At 62.9% G+C, this 22,417-nt stretch carries 18 protein-coding genes; 8 read left to right on the top strand and 10 right to left on the bottom strand.

Translation table 11 applies throughout. The annotated features are described in order from the left end of the window. Positions 1 to 140: 140 nt before the first annotated feature. The 5 genes from CEJ42_RS07090 to CEJ42_RS07070 all read left to right on the top strand — a co-directional run bounded on the left by CEJ42_RS07090 (position 141) and on the right by CEJ42_RS07070 (position 4,091). Complete coding sequence (locus CEJ42_RS07090; protein WP_088750472.1) at positions 141 to 614, top strand: MarR family winged helix-turn-helix transcriptional regulator; 474 nt, start codon at positions 141 to 143, stop codon at positions 612 to 614. A 19-nt stretch (positions 615 to 633) separates the two neighbouring features. Continuing rightward, positions 634 to 1,026 (top strand): DUF1398 domain-containing protein, encoded by a 393-nt coding sequence (locus CEJ42_RS07085; protein WP_088750471.1) that lies wholly within the window; start codon positions 634 to 636, stop codon positions 1,024 to 1,026. Positions 1,027 to 1,125: 99 nt separating this feature from the next. Continuing rightward, complete coding sequence (locus CEJ42_RS07080; RefSeq protein WP_088750470.1) at positions 1,126 to 1,905, top strand: MipA/OmpV family protein; 780 nt, start codon at positions 1,126 to 1,128, stop codon at positions 1,903 to 1,905. Positions 1,906 to 1,924: 19 nt separating this feature from the next. After that, positions 1,925 to 2,611 (top strand): response regulator transcription factor, encoded by a 687-nt coding sequence (locus CEJ42_RS07075; protein WP_079219028.1) that lies wholly within the window; start codon positions 1,925 to 1,927, stop codon positions 2,609 to 2,611. Continuing rightward, positions 2,598 to 4,091: a sensor histidine kinase gene (locus CEJ42_RS07070; RefSeq protein ID WP_088750469.1), complete on the top strand. Its 1,494-nt coding sequence runs from the start codon at positions 2,598 to 2,600 to the stop codon at positions 4,089 to 4,091. The genes CEJ42_RS07075 and CEJ42_RS07070 overlap by 14 nt, the downstream gene beginning before the upstream one ends. Before the next feature lie 10 nt (positions 4,092 to 4,101). Here CEJ42_RS07070 and CEJ42_RS07065 read toward each other — a convergent pair whose 3' ends face one another. The 3 genes from CEJ42_RS07065 to CEJ42_RS07055 form a co-directional block, all read right to left on the bottom strand. Then, the gene (locus CEJ42_RS07065; protein ID WP_243397810.1) at positions 4,102 to 5,355 is read right to left on the bottom strand and encodes a serine hydrolase domain-containing protein; all 1,254 of its coding nucleotides are present in this window, start codon (positions 5,353 to 5,355) and stop codon (positions 4,102 to 4,104) included. Positions 5,356 to 5,488: 133 nt separating this feature from the next. Then, complete coding sequence (locus CEJ42_RS07060; RefSeq protein WP_079214426.1) at positions 5,489 to 7,105, bottom strand: methyl-accepting chemotaxis protein; 1,617 nt, start codon at positions 7,103 to 7,105, stop codon at positions 5,489 to 5,491. A gap of 206 nt (positions 7,106 to 7,311) precedes the next feature. Then, positions 7,312 to 8,730: an aminotransferase-like domain-containing protein gene (locus CEJ42_RS07055; RefSeq protein WP_088750467.1), complete on the bottom strand. Its 1,419-nt coding sequence runs from the start codon at positions 8,728 to 8,730 to the stop codon at positions 7,312 to 7,314. A 167-nt stretch (positions 8,731 to 8,897) separates the two neighbouring features. Here CEJ42_RS07055 and CEJ42_RS07050 point away from each other — a divergent pair, with 167 nt between their 5' ends. The 3 genes from CEJ42_RS07050 (at position 8,898) to CEJ42_RS07040 (ending at position 13,463) form a co-directional block, all read left to right on the top strand. After that, complete coding sequence (locus tag CEJ42_RS07050; protein ID WP_088750466.1) at positions 8,898 to 10,190, top strand: hydroxymethylglutaryl-CoA reductase, degradative; 1,293 nt, start codon at positions 8,898 to 8,900, stop codon at positions 10,188 to 10,190. 117 nt (positions 10,191 to 10,307) lie between these two features. Beyond that, entirely contained in the window at positions 10,308 to 11,495 is a 1,188-nt protein-coding gene (locus CEJ42_RS07045) for an ABC transporter substrate-binding protein (protein ID WP_088750729.1), read from the top strand. Between the two features lie 693 nt (positions 11,496 to 12,188). Continuing rightward, complete coding sequence (locus tag CEJ42_RS07040) at positions 12,189 to 13,463, top strand: MFS transporter (RefSeq protein ID WP_088750465.1); 1,275 nt, start codon at positions 12,189 to 12,191, stop codon at positions 13,461 to 13,463. Positions 13,464 to 13,529: 66 nt separating this feature from the next. Here the strand turns inward: CEJ42_RS07040 and CEJ42_RS07035 are convergent, their stop codons facing one another. The 7 genes from CEJ42_RS07035 to CEJ42_RS07005 all read right to left on the bottom strand — a co-directional run bounded on the left by CEJ42_RS07035 (position 13,530) and on the right by CEJ42_RS07005 (position 22,005). Continuing rightward, entirely contained in the window at positions 13,530 to 14,345 is an 816-nt protein-coding gene (locus CEJ42_RS07035; RefSeq protein WP_088750727.1) for an alpha/beta fold hydrolase, read from the bottom strand. A gap of 32 nt (positions 14,346 to 14,377) precedes the next feature. Continuing rightward, the gene (locus tag CEJ42_RS07030) at positions 14,378 to 16,060 is read right to left on the bottom strand and encodes an AIPR family protein (RefSeq protein WP_207760397.1); all 1,683 of its coding nucleotides are present in this window, start codon (positions 16,058 to 16,060) and stop codon (positions 14,378 to 14,380) included. A 412-nt stretch (positions 16,061 to 16,472) separates the two neighbouring features. Next, positions 16,473 to 17,201: an ABC transporter ATP-binding protein gene (locus CEJ42_RS07025; RefSeq protein ID WP_079214418.1), complete on the bottom strand. Its 729-nt coding sequence runs from the start codon at positions 17,199 to 17,201 to the stop codon at positions 16,473 to 16,475. A 2-nt stretch (positions 17,202 to 17,203) separates the two neighbouring features. Further along, entirely contained in the window at positions 17,204 to 19,171 is a 1,968-nt protein-coding gene (locus CEJ42_RS07020; protein ID WP_079214417.1) for a branched-chain amino acid ABC transporter ATP-binding protein/permease, read from the bottom strand. A 4-nt stretch (positions 19,172 to 19,175) separates the two neighbouring features. Then, the gene (locus CEJ42_RS07015) at positions 19,176 to 20,066 is read right to left on the bottom strand and encodes a branched-chain amino acid ABC transporter permease (protein ID WP_079214416.1); all 891 of its coding nucleotides are present in this window, start codon (positions 20,064 to 20,066) and stop codon (positions 19,176 to 19,178) included. A gap of 183 nt (positions 20,067 to 20,249) precedes the next feature. Continuing rightward, positions 20,250 to 21,401 carry an ABC transporter substrate-binding protein gene (locus CEJ42_RS07010; RefSeq protein ID WP_079214415.1) on the bottom strand — a complete coding sequence of 384 codons (1,152 nt, stop codon included), beginning with the start codon at positions 21,399 to 21,401 and terminating at the stop codon, positions 20,250 to 20,252. 160 nt (positions 21,402 to 21,561) lie between these two features. Next, on the bottom strand, positions 21,562 to 22,005 hold the full coding sequence (locus CEJ42_RS07005) for an acyl-CoA thioesterase (RefSeq protein WP_088750464.1): 444 nt from the start codon (positions 22,003 to 22,005) through the stop codon (positions 21,562 to 21,564). Positions 22,006 to 22,417: the final 412 nt, after the last annotated feature.

The following is a 22,417-nucleotide window of genomic DNA, read 5'->3' as shown; positions in this document are numbered from 1 at the left end:
GAGCCTCGGCTCGCACTCCCCCGCCCTCCTTTTTTCCAACGCCATCGGGCCGAGCGGAAAACGCTTGCAGATTGGTTTCCAAAGAAACTAAAATACGCACATAAAGTTTCCCAAGAAACCAAATCGAAGAAACACCCGCCATGAGCCCAGCCCGCCGCGCCAACACCGAAGCCAGCCGCCTCGACAGCCATCTCGGCTTCTGGCTGCGCTTCGTCTCCAACCATGTCTCGGCCGGTTTCGCCGCGGCGCTGGAACGCGAGGGCGTGGCCGTATCGGAATGGGTGGCGCTGCGCTATCTGTTCGACGGCGACGGCGCCAGCGCCGGCGAACTGATCGATGCGCTGGGCATGACCAAGGGCGCGGTATCCAAACTGGTGACGCGGCTCGAAGAGCGGCAGCTGGTGGCGCGCCGGCCCGACGACGACGACCGGCGCGGCCAAGTGCTGACGCTGACCCGCCAGGGACGCGCGCTGGTGCCGCGACTGGCCAGGCTGGCCGACGACAACGACGCCTACTTCTTCGGCCACCTCCCCGCCGCGCAACGCGAGGAACTGATCGCCACCCTGCGCGACATCGCGCGCCGCCACCTGCTGCGCACCGTTCCGGTCGACTGACACCCCATCGAGGAGCCACATGAACCCGCACACCGCCGACATCATCGACGACTGCCTGCAAGCCTCCCTGTCCGGCGCCAGGCATTTCGGCCAGATCGTGGCCGAGCTGGCCGCGGCCGGTGTCGAATCCTACTTCGCCGACTACCGCGCCCGCCGCACCACCTACTACGCCGGACCGGCGCAGCGCACGCTGACGTTGCCGGCCCCCGCCGTGGATATCCCGGCCCGCTTCGACGCCGGCGCGCTGGTGGATGCCATTCGCGGCGCCCAGCGCGGCGAGGTGCTGTACCCGGAATTCATGGCCCGCTCGATGGCCGCCGGCTGCGTCGGCTACATGGTCTGGATCGGCGGCCGGCACGTGGTCTATATGGGCCGCGACGGCCAGACGCATATCGAGCGCTTCCCGTCCTGATGGCCCGCGCGGCGCCATGCTGCGGCGCGGTAAGTATCCGGTAAGACTCCCCGGGGGATGATCCGCTGTCTTCCCCTCCCCCCTAGATACGGAGTCTCCATGCGCAACACGCTTTTCCGCCTTTCCCCGCTGGCCTGCGCGGCCCTGATGCTGGCCTCCCAGGCCGCCCACGCCCAACAAACGGACGCCGCCGAAGCCGGCGCGCAGGAGAGCCGCTGGGGCCTGGGCGCCGCCGTCGGCACCGAGCGCAGCCCCTATGCCGGCTACGGCAACAAGACCCGGGCGCTGCCGCTGCTTATGTACAATGGCCAGTATTTCCGCTTCGTGGGCACCACCGCCGACTTCAAGCTGGGCGCGGCCGGGCCGGTCGCATTCACGCTGCGCGCCAAGTATGCCGACGACGGCTATGACGGCAGCGACGCCCCCATCCTGAACGGCATGGAAAAGCGCAAGGGCGGCTTCTGGCTCGGCGCCAGCGCGCTGTGGCGCAATCCGCTGGCCGACCTGTCGCTGGAATGGCTGGCCGACGCCTCCGGCAACAGCCATGGACAAACCCTGAAGCTGCAGGCCGAGCATCGTTTCAAGGCCGGCAACTTCACGCTGGCGCCCTACCTGGGAGTGAACTGGATGAGCAGTGACTACGTGGACTACTACTTCGGCGTGCGCCAGAACGAGGTCACCGCGCAACGCGCCTTCTACCAGGGCAGCTCCACCGCCAACCTGGTCGGCGGCCTGCGCACCGACTACCGCATGACGCCGTCGCAATCGATCTTCCTCGACCTGCGCATGACGCGCTACGGCTCCGGCATCACCGACAGCCCGCTGGTGGACCGCTCCACCTCGCCGTCGGTGCGCGCCGGCTATCTCTACCGCTTCTGATCCCGCCGCCGACCGCATGATGAACCGCATCGCCCTGCTGGAAGACCACGAACGCATGGCCGCGCTGGTCAGCCGCGCGCTCGCGGCCGCCGGCATCGAGACCGACGTCTACCACTCGATCTCGCAGGCCACCGTGGGGCTCGAGCAGATCCGCTACCCGGCTCTGGTGGTGGACCGCAACCTGCCCGACGGCGACGGCCTGGAGCTGGTGCGCAAGCTGCGTGCGCGGCGCATCGACACGCCCTGCCTGATGCTGACCGCGCGCGACGCCCTGCACGACCGCATCAGCGGCCTCGAAGCGGGCGCCGACGACTACCTGCCCAAACCCTTCTCGATGGAGGAACTGGTGGCGCGCGTGCGCGCCCTGATGCGCCGCGCGCCGCAGCAGCAAAGCCTGGCGCCGCAGCACGGCGACCTGCGCATCGACCCGGTCGAGGGCCGCATGATCAGTGGCGCGGAGTCGATCTCGCTGTCTCCCGCCGAACTGCAGCTGATGCTGGTGCTGGTGCGCGCGGCCGGCGCCACGGTGCGGCGCACCGCGCTGGAGGCCGCCGCCTGGGGCATCGCCGAACCGGTCACGCCCAATGCGCTGGACGTCGCCCTGCACCGGCTGCGGCGCAAGCTCGGCGGCATCGACTCGCGCCTGCAGATCGCCAACCAGCGCGGCCTCGGCTACGCCCTGAAAGAACACGATGCAGCCGCCTGAAGCAAGCGCCCGCGCCAGCTGCATGCCGCGTTCGCGCAGCCTGTCGCTGCACTTGCTGGGCGTCACCGCCATCGTGCTGGCGCTGGCCGGCGCGGCGGTGGTCGGCACGGTGGCCGCGGTGCTGCGCTGGGGACCGGAGCTGGTCTGGGAGCACATGCTGGAGAACAACGCCGAGCGCGTCGTCGACGGCCTGCGCTTCAACGCCGCCGGCCGCCCCTACGAAGTGCAGCTCAAACGCAAGATGCTGGCCGCCTACGAGGTGCTGACCAGGGATTGCGTCTACCGCGTGCTCGATACCGACGGCACGGTGCTGATGTCCTCCGACCGCGCCCGATCCGCCTACGCGCTTCCCGGCGCGGACTTCGATCCGGCGCTGCGGCGCTTCGCGCTGACCCAGGACGGCGAAAAGCTGCAGGTGATCACCGAGGGCTTCGAACATGAGGGGCGCCGCATGTACGTGCAGGTCATGCGCAGCGAGCGGCTGCAGCGCATCGCGCTGGACGACGACAGCCAGCGCGTGCGCTCGATCATCGTCGGCGCCTCGATCGCCGCCATGCTGCTGTTCTCGGTGGTGGTGGTGCTGACCCTGCACCGCCTGCTCAAACCGCTGCGCCGTGCAGCGGCCGCCGCCGCCGCGATCGACACCGACAACCTCTCCACCCGGCTGTCGCTGCAGGAAGTGCCGCGCGAGCTGGCGCCGCTGTTCCATTCGGTCAACCTGGCGCTGGACCGGCTCGAACAAGGTTATCGCCAGCAGCGCGAATTCCTCGCCACCGCCGCCCATGAGCTGAAGACGCCGCTGGCGCTGATGCGCGGCCAGGTCGAGCTCGGCCGCATCAGCGAATCGGGCGACCACGCCATGCTGCTGCAGGACATCGACCAGATGGCGCGCCAGGTCCACCAGCTGCTGCACCTGGCCGAGGCCAGCGAGCGCCAGAACTATGCGATGCAGGACATCGATCCCTACGACATCCTGGCCCAGGCCGGCGCCCAGCTCGAACGGCTGGCGCAGCGGCGCCGGGTGCGCCTGGTCTTCATCGCCGCCGACATGCACGGCGGCGGCCACGGTCGCGCGCGCATCCACGCCGATCCGGGCGCGCTGTCGGTGTTGTCGAAGAACCTGCTGGAAAACGCCATCCACCACAGCCCCGAGGGCGGCGCCGTGACGGTGCATGCGGATGAGTCGGGATTGTCGGTGCGCGACGAAGGCCCGGGCATTCCTCCCGAGGCCATGCCGCACCTGTATGAGCGCTTCTGGCGCGGCCCGCACCGGCGCGACGAGGGCGCGGGGCTGGGGCTGTCGATCTGCGCCGAAATCGCCAAGGCGCACGGCTGGCAGCTGCGCGCCGCCAACGTGCCGGGCGGCGCCTTGTTCGAGGTGCTCTTCAGGCCGGCGCCGGCCGCTCAGGGCGCGCCGCAGGCCGCATCGGAACACGGCGCGGCATTGCCGCCGGCCGCGCGCCCGGCGGCCGCCTCCTGAGCCCGCGCGCTCACCACTTGCCGTAGGTCGCCACCACGCCGCGCCACAGCGCGTCGCGCTCCTGGCCGAAGTGATTGCCGCTGGCGTCGCCGGCGGCATCGCGGCCGACACCGGTGTGCACCATCACCAGTTTCTGTTCAGGATCGACGAAGATCGCCTGGCCGTAGATGCCCAGCAAGGCGAAGCGGCGCTTATCGCCCGGCATGATCCAGGTCTGCAGGCCGTAGCCGAAATAGGTGCTGCCATGGCTGTCCACCATCGTGCCGGGGCGGAAGGCCGGCGGCTGGCGCGCGGGGTCGCTCATGTCCAGCAGGTGCTCGCGGCTCACCACCTGCTGCCCGCCGGCGACGCCGTCGTTGGCCAGCATCATGCCCAGCCGGGCGTAGTCGTACACCGTGGCGTTGAAGCCACCCTGGGCGATCGGCTCCTTGTCGGCCGGGCTGAGCAGCCAGGAAGCAGCCGCCGCCGCGCCGATCGGCTGCCAGATCTTCTCGCCTATCCAGCCGCACAGGTTCTGCCCGGTCGCCGCTTCCAGCACCAGGCCCAGCACGGTAGTCTGGGCGCCCGAGTAATTGAAGCGCTCGCCCTCGGGATAGGCCCGCTCGGTAATGCTCCTGGCCGCCTGCAAGGCGCCTTGCTTGCGCATGATGCCGCCGAAGCGGGCGCGGTCGTCGTTGGGCGTGTAGTCCTCGACATAGCGCGCGCCGGACGCCATGCGCATCAGGTTGATGATGCGGGTGCCGCCGTAGAGCGAGCCTTCCAGCGCCGGCAGGTAGTCCTGCGCGCGGTCGTCGAGCGAGCGTATCTTGCCCTCCTCCAGCGCCTTCATGATGCCCAGCGCGACGATGGTCTTGGCCATCGAGTTGGAGAGCATGCGCATCTCGGCCGTGCGGCCATAGTTGTAGCGCTCGGCGACGATGCGGCCGTCCTTGATCACCACCACCGCGGTGGCGCGCTGGTGCTGCATGTAGTCGTCCAGCGTGTAGAAGCCGGTGCGAAAGCGATAGCGGATGGTGGTTTCCGAAGCTGCTTTCTCCAGCGGCAAGGGATGCCCGGACGGCGCCTGCGTGCATGCGGGCGCGATGCTGTCCATCGCGCTGAACGAGCCCACCAGGTAATGCTGCTGGTAGGCCTGCGCCAGGTTGCTCCCGACCGGATAGCCGGCGTCGCGCCCCAGCATCTCCTCGTCGGGCGCGGCCATGGCGCCTGACGCAAATCCTGCGGCCAGCAGCAAGGCCGGCCAACCCTTCATCCGTTTCTTCATGTTCTCTCCCCGATGTCCGGCTTCATGAATGTGCGTTCAAGATCTTGCCTGCCCGCTCTGACAAAGCACTGACGCCGCCCACAAGAAAATGGCGCCCGGAAGGCGCCATTCGTCATGCGTTGCCGGCCGCGCTTCAGCTTGCGCGCAGCTGGGTGGAACTCACCGGCGTGATGTCGATCTCGCGCCGCGCCGGGGCATCGCCCGCGTGCAGCGTGAACACGCTCACCAGGCGCGCCAGCGTGTCGGCCTGGTTCTGCATCGACGCGGCCGCGGCGGCGGCCTCTTCCACCAGCGCGGCGTTCTGTTGCGTCACCTGGTCCATCTGCGTGATGGCGTGGTTGACCTGTTCGATGCCGGTCGTCTGCTCGGCGCTGGCGGCGCTGATCTCGGAGACGATGTCGGTCACGCGGCGCACGCTGTTGACCACCTCGCTCATGGTCGCCCCGGCCTGCTCGACCAGGCGGCTGCCGTTGCCGACCTTCTCCACCGAGTCGTTGATCAGTTCCTTGATCTCCTTGGCGGCCGAGGCCGAGCGCTGCGCCAGCGAGCGCACCTCGGAGGCCACCACCGCGAAGCCGCGACCCTGCTCGCCGGCGCGCGCTGCCTCCACCGCCGCGTTGAGCGCAAGGATGTTGGTCTGGAAAGCGATGCCGTCGATGACGCTGATGATGTCCACGATCTTCCGGGAGGACTCGTTGATCGCGCCCATGGTGTCGACCACCTGGCTCACCACGCCGCCGCCCTGCTCCGCCACTTCCGAGGCGGACACCGCCAACTGGCTGGCCTGGCGCGCGTTGTCGGCGTTCTGGCGCACGGTGGAGATCAGTTCTTCCATCGCCGAGGCGGTCTCTTCCAGCGAGCTGGCCTGCTCCTCGGTGCGCGAGGACAGGTCGAGGTTGCCGGCGGCGATCTCGGCCGAGGCGGTGGTGATGGTGTCGGTGCCGTTGCGCACGTTGCTGACGATGCCGCGCAGGCTGACGTTCATGTCTTTGAGCGACTGCAGCAGCTGGCCGGTTTCGTCCCTGGACTTGACCTGCACGTCGCTGGAGAGGTCGCCCTCGGCCACGCGGCGCGAGATGTCGACGGCGGTGCCCAGCGGACGGGTGATGCCCAGCGTCAGGTAACGGGCACAGACCACGCCCAGCAGCAGGATCAGCGCCTCCAGCACCATGATCAACGTGCGGCTCTTGGCGGCGATCTCATCGATCTCCTTGGCGGTGGCGTCGATTTCCTTGCGCTGCAGCTCGACCAGCTGGCGCATCGCTTCCTGGTAGGCGTTGGAGGCCGGCACGAAGACCTTGTCGAGGATGCGCGTGGCTTCCTCGGCGTTGCCGGCGGCCTTGGCCTTGTTGATCTCGTCACGCGAGGAGAGATAGACCTTGCGCTGGTCGCTGATCTTCTGGAACAGCGCCTTCTCTTCAGGCGAACTCAGCAGCGCCTCCACCTTCTTCTGGTATTCGCCGGAGCTCTTGGAGGAGGCCGCCGCTTCTTCGGCGAAGTACGGGCCCAGCGCCGGGTCGTTGCTTTTGGCAATGGCGATGGTGCGGCGAATGCCGGCAGCCAGGTTGGAATACCAGTCGGCCATCAGCCGCTCGGTCTTGAGCGGCTCGTCCATCATCTCGCGCGTGGCGGCCGAGACGCTCTCGAGGCGCCACAGGCCGATGCCGGCGATGACGATGGAAAAGGTGAGGATGAGGGCAAAGCCAAGGGTCAGGCGTTTGCCGATTTTCATGTTGCCGATGATGTTCATTTCGTGTGTCCCGGATAGCGCGAGCCGGTGGCCTCGCGTTTATTTTTTACGTCTTGTCGTTGTTCTTTTTTCCACGGTCGCAAGCAGCGCTCCGCAGCATTGCACTATGGCATGCCGCCCTGGCACGGACAAGAAAGCTAAGCGAGGAACAAACGGCGATTGCGGCCCTACTTCGCAATCGCGTCAAACGCGCTGCAACAATGCGCTCACGCGGCGGGACTTGTTGAAATTTTGCCTAGCAATTCTGACATCGCATGGCGAAAGCGCGGGTCGGCCAGCAGGCCGACGTTGAAGCGTGACCAGGGCACCGTCTCCTCGGTGTCGAGCCGGAAGATGCTGCCCGGCGCCAGCACGATGTTGCGCGCCATCAGGCCCTGCGCCAGCTCCTTGGCGTCGTCGAACTGCGGGAAGCGCGCCCACAGGTACATCGACTGCTGCGGCGTGCTGAACAGCTCGCCGCCCAACTGCTCCAGCAGATGGCGCGCATGGTCGGTGGCCTGCGTCAGGCGGTCGCGCAGGCGCGCCGTGTGGCGGCTGAAGTGGCCGTCGGAGAGGATCACGTCCAGCGTGCGTTCGCAGTACTCGGAGCTGGAGACGTGCACCAGCATCTTGATGTCGGCCAGGTCGCTGGCGAGGTCGCGATGGCAGGCGATGAAGCCCACGCGCAGCGCCGCCGACACCGACTTGGAAAAGCTGCCGATGTAGATGGTGCGGCGCAGCTGGTCCAGCGTGGCGATGCGCGCGGCGGTGGCCGGCTTGAAGTCGGCGAAGGCGTCGTTCTCGACGATGACGGCGTTGTAGCGGTCGGCCAGCTGCAGGATCTTGTGCGCCTTGTGCGGCGAAGTGTCGGAGGCGGTCGGGTTGTGCGCCAGCGATTGCGTGAAGAACAGCGGCGGCTTGCCCGGCTGCCTGAGCTCGCGCTCCAGCGCCTCGACGTCCGGGCCGTCCGGCAGGCGCGGGATGCCGACGATGCGCGCGCCCGAAAGCTTCAGCTTCCCGTACAGCATGTAGTAGCCGGGCTCGTCGACCAGCACGCGCTCGCCGGGGCGCACGAAGTTGCGGATCACGATGTCCAGCGCCTGGTTGGCGCCATGGGTCAGCACGATCTGCCCGGTGGCCGCCTCGATGCCATGCTGGGCCAGTTTGTGCGCCAGGTGCTGGCGCAGCGGCTGGTAGCCGAAGCGGCTGCCGTAGCCGAACAGCGCGCCGATGCCGGTGCGCACCACCTTCTGGTGGAATTTGTCCAGGCGCACGTCGTTCAACCACTCCAGCGGCGGAAAGCCGTCACCCAGGCGCAGGTGGCCGGGGTCGCTCTTCAACTGCTCGCGCATGAGCCACACCACGTCCATCGCGCGGCTCAGCGTGCCTTCATCGTCGTCCTTGATCTGCGGCGGCGCGGCGCAGACGAAAAAGCCCGACCCGCGGCGCGGCTCCAGCACGCCCAGCGCGGTCAGTTCGTCGAAGACATTGACGATGGTGTTCTTGGCGCAGTCGTGCTGGGCCGCCATGTCGCGGATCGACGGCAGGCGGCTGCCGGGCGCGTAGACGCCCTCTTCGATCTGGCGGCGGATCAACTGCACCAGCTTGCCGGTCAGCGTGCGCTGGCTGCGGGGTTCGGTTGCCATGGTCTCTTCCTGTGTTTTTCTTGTTGCATCGCAAAGCGATTGTCCTGGGTACAGTTGCAGCACTGTTGGCGAAAACTGTACCCAATTGAATTGGTACACGCTTGGTATTCTGCTCTCATTCCGGCCTCGCTGGCCATCCCCAAAACGATAAAGAGAGACAAGCCACCATGAGCAATGCCCCCGACTCCCGCCTGCCCGGATTCCGTTCCTTCACGCCCGAACAGCGCCTGGCCGAAGTGGCCCGCCTGGCCGGACTCGACGCCGCCGAACAAGCCCTGATCGGCCAGCCCGGCGCGCTGCCGCTGGCCACCGCCAACGGCATGATCGAGAACGTGGTCGGCACCTTCGAGCTGCCGCTGGGCGTGGCCGGCTACTTCCAGCTGAACGGGCGCGACGTGCTGGTGCCGATGGCGGTGGAAGAACCCTCGGTGGTGGCCGCCGCCTCCTTCATGGCCAAGCTGATCCGCGAATGCGGCGGCTTCCAGACCTCCAGCAGCGCGCCGCTGATGCGCGCGCAGATCCAGCTGATCGGCATCACCGACCCGCACGGCGCGCGCCTGGCGATCCTGAAGGAGAAGCAGGCCATCCTCGACATCGCCAACAGCCGCGACCAGTTGCTCAACAAGCTGGGCGGCGGCTGCCGCGACATCGAAGTACACGTCTTCCCCAACACCCGCCGCGGCGCGATGGTGGTGACGCACCTGATCGTCGACGTGCGCGACGCCATGGGCGCCAACACCGTCAACACCATGGCCGAGGCGGTGGCGCCGCATATCGAGAAAGTCACCGGCGGCAAGGTTCGCCTGCGCATCCTCTCCAACCTGGCCGACCTGCGCCTGGCGCGGGCGCGCGTGAAGGTCTCGGCCAAGGTGCTGGGCACCGAGCAGTACAGCGGCGAGGAAGTCATCAACGGCATCGTCGACGCTTATGAATTCGCCGCCGTCGACCCCTACCGCGCCGCCACCCACAACAAGGGCATCATGAACGGCATCGACCCGGTGATCGTCGCCACCGGCAACGACTGGCGCGCGGTGGAAGCCGGCGCCCACGCCTACGCCAGCCGCGGCGGCCACTACACTTCGCTGACGCACTGGGAGATCGCCGCCGACGGCGACCTGGTGGGCACGCTGGAGATCCCGATGCCGGTCGGCCTGGTCGGCGGCGCCACCAAGACCCATCCGGCGGCGCGCGCGGCGCTGAAGATCCTCAAGGTGCAAAGCGCCCAGGAGCTGGCCGAGATCGCCGTGGCCGTGGGCCTGGCGCAGAACATGGCGGCGCTGCGCGCGCTGGCCACCGAAGGCATACAGCGCGGCCACATGGCCCTGCACGCGCGCAACATTGCGCTGGCCGCCGGCGCGAAACCGGAAGAGATGGACTGGCTGGTGCAGCAGATGGTGGCCAAGCATGACGTGCGCGTGGACTACGCCGAGCAACTGCTGGCGCAAAAGCGCGCACAATAAGCCGGCCAAGGCAGAGACGGAATCACCCGCGAGCCGCCGCAAAGCGGCCGATAAAAACCAAAAGGAGACAGCACCATGAACAAGCCCCATCGCAGCGGCGCGCCGCTGCGCCTCGCCATGACCGCGCTGGCCGCGGCCTGTACGCTGGCCGCCGGCGGCGCACAGGCCCAGGTATCGAACGATGTCGTGCGCATCGGCTTCATCACCGACATGTCCGGCCCCTACGCCGACACCGACGGCGCCGGCGGCCTGGAGGCGATCCGCATGGCGGTGGCCGACTACGGCGGCAAGGTGCTGGGCAAGCCGATCGAAGTGATGTCGGCCGACCACCAGAACAAGGCCGACATCGCCGCCACCCGCGCCCGCGAGTGGGCCGACGAGCGCGGCCTGGACATGCTGGTGGGCGGCGTCAACTCCGCCACCGCGCTGGCGATGAACAAGGTGATGGCCGAGAAGAAGCGCGTCTACATCAACATCGGCGCCGGCAGCGCGCGCCTGACCAACGAGGAATGCACGCCCTACACCGTGCACTATGAATACGACACCGTAGCCCTGGCCAAGGGCACCGGCCAGGCCGTGATCAAACAGGGCGGCAAGTCGTGGTTCTTCCTGGAAGCCGACTACGCCTTCGGCCGCGCGCTGGCCACCGACACCGCCGCCGTGGTCAAGGCCAACGGCGGCACCGTGGTGGGCTCGGTGAAGCATCCGCTGTTCGCCTCCGACATGTCGTCCTTCCTGCTGCAGGCGCAGGCGTCCAAGGCGCAGATCCTGGGCCTGGCCAATGCCGGCGACGACACCGTCAACGCCATCAAGGCGGCCAAGGAGTTCGGCATCACCAAGACCATGAAGCTGGTGGGCCTGCTGATGGTGATCAACGACATCCACGCGCTGGGCCTGGCCAACGCCGAAGGCCTGATGATGACCGACAGCTGGTACTGGGACAAGGACGAGGCCTCGCGCAAGTTCGCCAACCGCTTCTTCCTGAAGATGAAGAAGATGCCCAGCACCCACCAGGCCGCCGCCTGGTCGGCCACCACCACCTACCTGAAGGCGGTGGAAGCGGCCGGCACCGACGATTCGACCAAGGTCATGGCGCAGCTGAAGAAGATGAAGATCGACGACTTCTACAACAAGGGCTACATCCGCGCCGACGGCCGCAACATCCACGACATGTACCTGTACCAGGTCAAGTCGCCGGCGGAATCGAAGAAGCCCTGGGACTACCTGAAGCTGCTGGAGACCATCCCGGGTGAACAGGCGTTCACGACGGTGGCCGAATCCAAGTGCAGCCTGCTGAAGCAGTAAGCTTAGATTCCACCCCATAAAAAAGCGGCCGCATTGCGGCCGCTTTTTTTAAAGGAAGCGCTCCGCTCATCTCCAGCTAGCGCACTTCCCGTTCGACTTGCGATAGCCCGGACCACCACGCGAACCACATCCGCCTGAACCACCCGCCGCGTGCGACTTGGCTGGCGATTTTGCGTAAGACTTCGAATAGGATTTATGTGATCCACCGCTCTTGCGGCCACCTCTTGATCCGCCCTTGGCCATGGCGTCGCATGTAAAGATGAACATGACCAGCAATACCAGCACCCGAAGACTTGTCTTCATTCCCCTCCTCCATTTTTATTCATTCTGTTTGTACCAGCAGCCCCATCACTGCAAGCAGGCACCAGACATCATGCCGGTTGCGAGGCTAGCATGTTGGGCAGGCGCAAGCCATCTCCGCAGAGGCTGTAGCTGATCTGCCGCAAATCTCCTCCAGTCAGGCAAGCGTCAGCATTCGATGCTTGCACAAGCCGCCGCGCAGGCATATTCTTGCAGTCCGCCGCACTGGCGCCGATCCGTTTTCCATACAAACGGTCTCCGGCACAATATTCCCGGCTCTCAACCGTCATTACCGCAGCCATCCCGGCTCGCGGATGCGCGACCTTCCACTGCCCGCCGCTTCCACGCCGGCGCGCACGCGCAGACTCGATATAAAAATGCCAAGGAGCTCATTTGAACCAGAAAGAAAACCCGACCGCCGTTGCGCCCGCCGCAACCAAGTTCTCGCCCTATCAAAAAACCGTCGTCGGCCTGCTGGCCTTTTTGCAGTTCGCCGTCATCCTCGACTTCATGCTGATGTCGCCGCTGGGCGCGATGATCATGCCCGACATGAAGATCAGCACCCAGCAGTTCGGCCTGGTGGTGTCGGCCTACGCCTTCAGCGCCGGCATCTCCGGCCTGTTGACGGCCGGCTTTGCCGACCGCTTCGACCGCAAGCGCCTGCTGCTGTTCTTCTACACCGGCTTCGTGCTGGGCACGCTGTGGTGCGGTCTGGCGCAGAGCTTTGAAAGCCTGCTGATCGCCCGCATCGTCACGGGCCTGTTCGGCGGCGTGATCGGCTCCATCGTGCTGGCGATCGCCACCGACCTGTTCCCGCTGCAACTGCGCGGCCGGGTGATGGGCATCATCCAGACCGCGTTTGCGGCCAGCCAGGTGCTGGGCATCCCGATCGGCCTGTATCTCTCCAACAGCTGGAACTGGCATGTGCCCTTCATCGCCATGGCGGCGCTGGGCCTGCTGGGCGGCATCGCCGTGCTGTGGAAGATGCAGCCGGTGGCCGAGCACCTGAAACTGAAGCAGGAGCACAGCGCCTTCGCCCACCTGCTGCACACCGTGACCGAGCCGCGCTACCTGGTCGCCTTCGCGACCACGGCGCTGCTGATGACCGGCGGCTTCATGCTGATGCCCTTCTCCAGCGCCTACCTGGTGGGCAACCTGGGCATCGACCTGCACCACCTGCCGACGGTCTACATGGTCACCGGCATCTGCACCATCGGCTTCGGCCCGATGATCGGCCGCGCGGCCGACAAGGTCGGCAAGTTCCGCGTGTTCATGTTCGGCGCCATCCTGTCCATCATCATGGTGCTGATCTACACCCACCTGGGCCCGGTGACGGTGCCGATGATCATCCTGGTCAACGCGGTGCTGTTCCTGGGGATCTTCTCGCGCATGATCCCCTTCCAGGCGCTGATGTCGACGGTGCCCGCGCAGACCCAGCGCGGCTCCTTCAACGCCATCAGCGCGTCGATCCAGCAGCTCTCCGGCGGCATCGCCTCGGTGATCGCCGGCCACATCGTCACGCTGGGCCCGGACGGCCGCCTGGCCAACTTCGACGTGGTGGGCTTCGTGATCGTCGGCACCACGCTGGCGGCCTCGCTGCTGGTGTGGCGACTCAATCGCGACGTGCAGGCGCGCGCGGCGCAAGCTGCTGCCGCTAAGGCAGCATAAGCATCCGGTAGCAAATAAAAAAGGCGGGCATGATGCCCGCCTTTTTTATCGCCTGCGATTGTCGGATCAGCGCTTCGGAAAGTGCTTGTCAAGAAACCTGGCCACCGTCTCCAGCACCAGCTCCGGTTTCTCGCGATGCGGCACATGCCCGCAGCCCTCGAACATCACGTACTCCCCTTGCCCTTCAAAAGCTGACGGCAAGCCGGCGATCATCTTCGGATGCAGTTCGGAACCGAACTCGTCCTGATCGCCATGCATTGCCAGTACCGGGCATTGCAGCTTGCGCAGATCCTCCTTCAGCGACCAGTCCGCAAACTCCGGCGACAACCAGGTCTCGGTCCAGGCATCGAGCACCCACTGCGCTTTCTTCAGGTTGTTGCCGTGATACTTGGCGAGTCGCGCCAGCTGCACCGGATCTTCAAAGTTCTTCTTGGCGGCGCGGATGCCTTCCAGCGTGCGGTCTTCGACGAAGGCTTGCGCGGATTCTGTGATCACTGCGGCGATGCGGTCGGGGAATTGCGCGGCGGCGGAGATGGCCATGCCGCCGCCGACGCTGTGGCCAAAGAGGATGACCTTCTCTACATTGATACAATCAAGCAAAGATAGCAAAGAAGTGTGTGCCTCGTCGCGAATAAAGTTGCGTCCCAACCGGACTGCATTTAGATCGGACCGACCAAAGCCGATCCGATCATAGGCCATCACTGCCAGCTTGAATCGCTCACACAGCTGTGCAGGAAAGTCGCGCCAAAGTTCTACAGTACCAAGCGAATCATGCAGCAGGACAATAGATACTTCCGCATCTTCCTGAACAGCTGTCCTCCAAATACATACGTGTATTTGCCCCGCCTGCGCATCAATGCTACTTCGTGAAATCGAATCCATCACACTCCTACAAGAATCGAGGGCCATCAATTTCATTTCTTATTTATGTAAGCCCTCTTCATCATAAGAGCTTTCACTTCATCCCTAAATTCACGCGTCTTTACCAACTCCCCATTTCGCTTCCGGCCATTTTCTTTTATGTACGAATCCTTCGCGGCTTCATAAATATGGCAAGCCTTTTCAAAGAGTTTTTTAAGATAGTCCTCATTGGAAACTTCCTGAATGATCCGCTCGCACTCCTGATCAAGTCGCTTCGAATTGAGAGGCCCAATATCAATCCGATTGAAAGCAAGCATCCGAGCTATCCAACAAATCCAATATCGCGATATCTCATATCTGCCATCCAAATCGCCCTTCTCCTCTAATCTGAAGAATAAGAACAATAAAAGCGACGATAGATAGTAGGTTGAATAGTGATGCCCGTCTTGGAACATAGACTCCTTTTGATTGCGAAGAATAGTGACGGGATTTCGTGTTTGAATCAAATGCGGCTCACCCAAAATTACGGAAGCAAATGACCGAATTTGTTGATGAAGGTTAATGATCCTTGTTCGCTCAACTCTGCTTTCGGTATTAGCAAATTCTTTCGACCGACGCTCATAAAATAGAGCCTCAGATGCCGTCGATGAGAAGGTCTTGTAGTAATCCTGAAGTCGCTTGTGGAACTTTTCAAGCGAGGCAAATGCTTCATCCGGAACGGGTGTTTGCCGATTGGTAGAGCGAACAATCTTTGAAATCAGATCATTGCTATTCGTGTGAATAATCTTCACTGGCACTCTGATACTTATTTCCTGATCAAAATTAGCCTTATGTTTGAAGATCATATTGCTTGTTTGACAGCCATTCACAATATGGTAGTCACTAATCTGGTATTCATTGGCGCGCAAATTCAAAAATTTCTTGGCAACTATCGTCACACCATTGTTCAGCAAAATGAATTTATCCAGCATTTCCGGAACACTCAGTGTCTCTGAAATTTCCGTATTGACAGAGTTTTCCTCCCCTTGGAAATCACGCACATTTTCATAAAAGATATTACGTCGGAGTTCGCCATCCTTACTCGTAATAAGCTTCAGGAATTCACCAGCGGTTAGATAGCCAATGAACGCCTGCTCAACCCCTTCGATCCGTTCACACGGGACGTTTTTATCAAAAACAATATCGACATCGTATCGATTTTCAATTTCAGAATAAGTGTCGATAAGGTAATCTGCCCCGATCAAGGTGACACTAGTATCTCCAATTTCATCAACAGAATCTGACAAAGACTTCTCTTGTTCTCTTAAGAGACTTGGTAAGAAAGCGTCCTCAGATTTTGATGCGGTTGTCACAAAATACAATTCACACCGCGGTTTTACTCCACCGAACAGACGAGAATTCTCTGGCAAGAATACCTCTCTGATTAGCTCTCTTACGCGCGCCAAATCGTCTGACTCTGGCAGCTGCAATTCTTCGTTGAAAACGTCTTTAACAGCCGTACTAAATTTAAGAACGTCCCCGCTATCTATCGAAGATGATCGTTTTGTTTGAATAAAAACAAATCGGACATTCAGTCTCTTAGACTTCCGCTGATATTCCAAATCGTCAGAATTTGTTATCAATGTGTCGTTCACGAAGAGACCGAACGCATCTATGCCAAAAGTCCCTCCGGAATCTACATCCACTGATTGAAATACAGAAACATCGGAAAATGCTTCCGGGTCAATCTTGGACAAAAATCATGTAATTCGCAAAATTTTCAAAACGTTTTGATTCGTCCTGATTCTTCATCGCGAAGTTCTCTACAAACTCATCTAACAGGCCAAGAACAATTCTGTTTTTTATAATCTTCTCAGTCATGGTATTGCAGTTTCCCCTATTAACTTTGTGCAGCAACAGCCCTACTGCTTCAATTAGAAATTAATCATTTATTACTTTTATACGTTACTTATTTTAACTAGAAACACCGTCTACTAGATTTGATGTTTGAGGCCTCCACCCAAAAGAAAAGGCGCGCCCAAAGGCGCGCCTTAATTGCATTCAAGAGGTATGTCTCCCCCTTAATATACCCGACACGCTGTCAGCGTGAGCGACGTGCGAGCCGCAGTATCTTGAAGAGCGCATACGCTGATGCAGACTGCTTCGCCATCAGTGATGCGCGCCGCCACCGAGGTAGGCGGCTTGCACCGCCGGGTCGTTTTGCAACTTGTCGGCGGGGCCATGTACGGAGATCTTGCCATTCTCCAATACATAGCCGTAATCTGCAACATTCAGTGCAGCGGCGGCGAATTGCTCAACAAGCAACATCGTCACGCCCTGCTCCTTCAGGCGCGAGATGATGCGGAAGACTTCTTCCACCAGGATGGGCGCAAGTCCCATCGACGGTTCGTCGAGCAGGATCACTTCAGGGTTCAACATCACGGCGCGGGCCATGGCGAGCATCTGCTGTTCACCGCCGGAGAGCGTGCCGGCCAGTTGCGTCTGGCGTTCCTTCAAGCGCGGGAACAGTTCCAGCGCGCGCTCCAGGTCATGGGCGATGTCGCCCTTGGGACGCGCGCGGGTGAAGCGCGGGAAGGCGCCCAGCAGCAGGTTGTCGGTCACGCTCATGGTGGCGAAGACGCGGCGGCCTTCGGGCGAGTGCGCAAGACCAAAGCGGGCGATCCTGTGCGAGTCCAGGCCGGTGATGTTCTTGCCGTCGAGCGTGACTTCGCCGCCCTTCGGCTTGATCATGCCGGAGATGGCGCGCATGGTGGTGGTCTTGCCGGCGCCGTTGGAGCCGATCAGGGTCACGACCTTGCCCTTGGGGACGTCCATCGAAATGCCGTGCAGCACTTCGACCTTGCCGTAGGCGGCGTGCAGGTTGGAGATGGTCAGCATGTTCAGGCTCCCGCGGCAGTTGGTTTGTTGTCATGGGCATCGCCCGCTCCGCCTCCCAGGTAGGCCTCGATGACCTTGGGGTCGGCCTGCACCTGGGCCGGCTTGCCTTCGGCGATCTTCTGGCCGAAATCGAGCACGGTGACGGTGTCGCAGATCGACATGACCACGTCCATGTGGTGTTCGATCAGGATGATGGTGATGCCCGCTTCGCGGATCTTGCGGATGATGGCGACGAGCTCCTTGATGTCCGGCGCGGTCAGGCCTGCGGCCGGTTCGTCCAGCAGCAGCAGGCTGGGGTTCAGGCCCAGCGCGCGGCCGATTTCCAGCAGGCGCTGCTTGCCGTACGGCAGGTTGCGCGCTTCCTCGTTGGCGAGGTTGGCCAGGCCCACGAACTCGAGGATGGCGGCGGCGCGTTCGCGCGCCTCGCGCTCCTCGCGCGCATAGCGCGGCGTGTTGACCATGACGTCGACCACGTTGCTGGCGAAGGTGTGGTGCAGGCCGACCAGCACGTTCTCGGTGGCGCTCATTTCGCCGAACAGCTGCACGTTCTGGAAGGTGCGCGCCACGCCGCCCAGGGCGATGGTCGAGGGCGTGCTGCCGGAGATGCCGCGACCGTCGTACTCGACGCTGCCGTCGGTGGGACGATAGATGCCGGTCAGCACGTTCATCATGGTGCTCTTGCCGGAGCCGTTGGGGCCGATCAGGCCGTGCACGGTGCCTTTCTTCACGTCCAGGTCGACGCGGTTGAGCGCCTTCAGGCCGCCGAACTGCATCAGGATCTGATTGACCTTCAGGAGCGTCGCGCCTTCGTCCTTGACGGAGTCGGTGGTGATGACGGCGCGGTTCTTGTCGCCTTCGATCTGCTGGGCCATCGGCACATGCTTGGTCAGCAGGCGACCGAACAGCTGGCGGCAGAAGCCGACGATGCCGTCCTGCAGGTAGTAGACGACGAACAGCGTCATCAGGCCGAAGATGGTCAGGCGCCAGTCGGTGATGTTCTCCAGCTGGTAGGAGAACGCCGCCATGGCGACGGTGGCCACCACCGGCACGGCGATGCTGCGCGCGGTCTTGGTCTTCTTGACGACCATCGACACCGAGCCCACCACCACGATCACGGCCAGCACGGTGGCGATCTGGCGGAACAGTTCGATGTCCGACAGCAGGCTGGGCAGCATGACCACGATCAGCGCGCCGATCAGCGAGCCGATGCGCGACTTGCGCCCGCCCATGATCACCGCCAGCAGGAACAGGATGGTCAGTTCGAAGTTGTAGGTGTTGGGCGAGATGTACTCTTCCGAATACGCATACAGGGCGCCGGAGAGGCCGGCCAGCGCGGCGCTGATGATGAAGGCGTAGACCTTGTAGCGATACACCGACACGCCCATGCAGTCGGACGCGATCGGGCTGTCGCGCAGCGCCTGGAAGGCGCGGCCGAGGTTGGACTTCAGGATGCGGTGGACCACGCCCATGGCGATCACGGTGAGGATGGCGACCAGGTAGAAGAACTGGACCTCGCTCATCTTCTCGCCGCCGATCATCGGCTTGGCGACCTTGATGCCGAGCGGGCCTTCGGTGAGGAAGGTCATCTCGTTGATCAGGATCTGGATGATGGTGCCGAAGGCCAGCGTGACCATCGCGAGATACGGGCCGGTCACGCGCAGCGCGGGCAGCGCGAGGATGGCACCGAACACGGCGGTCACCGCGATGGCCGCCGGAATGGTCACCGCAATGGGCATGCCGAGCTTGAAGAACAGCACGCCGGCCGCGTACGAGCCGATGCCGAACAGGCCGGCGTGGCCCAGCGAGACCTGGCCGGTGTAGCCGACCACGATGTCCAGCCCGAACAGCAGGATGGCGTAGATGAGGATGGTTTCGACCAGGTGCAGGTAATACGGGTTATGCACCACCAGGGGAATGCCGGCGAGCGCGGCGATGCCCAGCAACGAGAGCAGCAGGATTTTCTTGTTCATCGCATCAGACCTTCTTGATCGCAGTTTTGCCGAACAGGCCTGCAGGTTTGACAGCCAGCACAAGCAGCAGGAGCAGCAGCCCCGGGACTTCCTTGTAGCCGGTGGAGATATAGAAGCCGGTGACGGTCTCGGCGATGCCCAGGATCAGGCCGCCGACGATGGCGCCCATGCCCGAGGTCAGGCCGCCGATGATGGCCACGGCGAAGGCCTTCAGGCCCAGCGCCGCGCCCATGGTGGCGCCGGTCAGCGTCAGCGGCGCCACCAGTACGCCGGCGAACGCGGCGGTGGCCGACGAGAGCGCGTACGAGAAGGTGATCACCATGCTGGTGTTGATGCCCATCAGGCCGGCGGCGTCGCGGTCGTTGGAGGTGGCGACCACGGCCTTGCCGTAGATGGACTTGCGGTTGAACAGTTCGACCGCGGCCATGATCAGCAAGGCGCCGATGACCACCAGCACCTGCATCGGCTGCACGTTGGCGCCGAAGATCTGGAACGGCGTGCCGGAGATCGGCATCGGGAACGGCAGGTCGTCCTTGCCCCAGATGTTCTCGGCGACGTTCTTGAAGATGATGGCCAGCGCGATGGTGGACATGATCCAGCCGAACTCGGACTTGATCTTGATGGCCGGACGCACGCCGATCCATTCGACGAACATGCCTTGCAGCGCGCCGAAGACGAGGACGATGGGGATCATCAGCCAGTAGTTGAGGTAGGGCCCGCCGTGGATGTTGCCGACCACGGAGAGGCCGACCAGCGCGCCCAGCATCAGGGCTTCGCCCTGGCCGAAGTTAAGCGTGCCGGAAGTGGCGAAGGTAAGTTGGTAACCGAAGGCGATCACGGCATAGATCATGCCGAGCGCAATGCCGGAGAAGACCAGCTGTAGCAGGATATCCATTGTGTTTCCCAAGAAGCGGCTGCCGCCGGGTGGCGGAGTTGACCTGCGCCGATCGGCAACGACGCGGCGCACGGCCGGGCATTACCAATTCGTCAACAGGTCGTGTGAAAAAGGCCAGTCCCCGGATCGCAAGGACTGGCCTATTCGACTATCGACTACTGTTCGTGCAGAAGCAGTTGCGGTTTATTTGCCGAGGACGACGCGGCCGTTCTTGACCTCGCCCATCACGACGGTGGTCGGCTTGATGGCTTCGTGGTCGTCCTTGGTGAACGGCTTGTCGTAGGTGGTGACGACGCCTTCGACCTTGGTGTTCAGGCCTTCCAGCGCAGCGCGGACCTTGTCGCCGTCGGTGCTGCCGGCTTGCTTGATGGCGGCGGCCAGCAGCAGGATGGAGTCATAGCCCTGGGCGGCGGAAACGGCCGACGGCATACGATCGATCTTGTAGGCTTTTTGATAGGCTTCGATGAAGGCCTTGCGCTTGGGTGTGTTGCCGTCCTGGATGAAGGTTTGCGGCATGCGGGCGCCGTTGCCGTTCTTGCCGGAGTTGTCGATGAAGTTGCCCATCGACAGCGGCCAGCTGCCGATGATGGGCACGTGCCAGTTCAGCTTTTCCATGCCGTTGGCGATCTGCGCCAGCTCAGGACCGATGCCGTAGGTCAGCACCACCTGCGCGCCGCCCTGCTTGGACTTGAGCAGCTGGGCCGTCATGTCGACGTCCTTCAGGTTGTACTTTTCGACGGCCACCGGAGTGATCTTCTTGGCAGCCAGGGCCTTTTCCAGGTCTTCGCGGCCGAGCTGGCCGTAGTTGGTGGAGTCGGCCAGGATCGCGACCTTGGTGTACTTCTGCTTGTCGATCGCTTCGTCAGCCAGCATCTTGGCCTGGATCGCGTCGCTGGCCGAGGTGCGGAAGATGTAGTTGTCCTTGTCCTTCTCGAACTGCTTGGTGATCACGGTGCCGGTGGCGACGTTGGTGATGACGGGGATCTTGGCTTCCTGGTAGAAGCGCTGCGACGCCAGTGCCACGCCGGTGTTGGCGTAGCCGACGGTGGCCACCACTTTTTCCTTGTTGATCAGTTCCTGGGCGATCTGCACGCCGCGTTCGTTCTTGGCTTCGTCGTCGCGCTCGACGATCTGCACCTGGCGACCCAGCAGGCCGCCGGAGGCGTTGATCTCGGCCACGGCCAGCTTCACGCCGTCGCGCATGGACACGCCCATGGGGGCGGAACCGCCGGTGTAGGGACCGGACACGCCGATCTTGATGGGGTCGGCTGCCTGCGACGACATTGCAAAAGTCATCAATGCGGCAGCTACCAAGGCTTGGGTCTTGTAAGTCATGTCTTCCTCCAGGATTTAATTGTCGGCTAGCACATCTATTGGCGGGCTAAGCTCTTTTTGGAACCCTCCCGCCATCGGGCGGGCTCCTGCTCCCTCCGCTCTTGTGGCGGTTGTCTCGGGAGTGTCGGGCCGATTCTGTCGCAGTTTCCTTTCGCTAAGCTTACAACCCTGTCAGGAGCTGTCGCAGCGAGTCGGGCAATGCCGTTGATTTTTCTTTCTTGAAATCGACCCAGACGATTTTTGCACCGCCATCAGCATAAATGATCTGTTCGTCATCGGCGTCGCGGATGACATACGTAGTTTCCACACTCGTGCGTCCCATCTGGCCGGCGAACATCTCGACCGAGATGCTGGCCGGGTACTTCATCTGGCGCCGGAAGTTGCAGTGCGCATTGACGATGACCGGCCCCTCGTCCGCGGCCACGGTGGGGCCGAAGGCGACTTCCAGCCATTCGATGCGGCACTGCTCCATGAAGCGGAAGTAGACGGTGTTGTTGACGTGGCCCAGGGCGTCCATGTCGCCCCAGCGGATCACTTGCCTGGAAGCATGCAGCAATTTCTGTTCGGGCTGGCCTGCGTCGGTGGCGTTGGCGTGGCTGCTCATCGTTGGTCCCTTCTCTCTTTCTGTATTTGATTCATCGGTGGATGCAATTTTTTTCATGCGGGCGCGCGGGCCGTTGACGCTATTGCATCGCCGGTGTTTCCATGCGGCAGCAAATAATGGCGCGTTGCGGCTCATCCTGCGGATCGCTCGCGCCCGCGGCATTCCTCGCGCGCCCGGTTTTGCATAACATTCTGTTATCTACTCAAGCCAAGACGGTATGAGTGATGCGGACAAAATCCAATAAAATACGCGGCATTGCCGGAAAACACATCCGGCGCAGCTTCTGGAGCTGCCGTCGATGCTAAAAATTTCATTCGCGAACGCATAAAAACCCTACTGCCTACTAGCGTTTCGTCGAAAAATACTGAACAATAGCACGATCGTTCGAAAATATGCGATTCATATAACTACG

This window comes from Herbaspirillum robiniae, assembly GCF_002213415.1.
In the GTDB taxonomy this organism is placed as follows: Bacteria; Pseudomonadota; Gammaproteobacteria; order Burkholderiales; family Burkholderiaceae_D; genus Herbaspirillum; species Herbaspirillum robiniae.
Note: the sequence above shows the minus strand (reverse complement) of the source record. Positions and strands in the feature narration are given on the sequence as shown.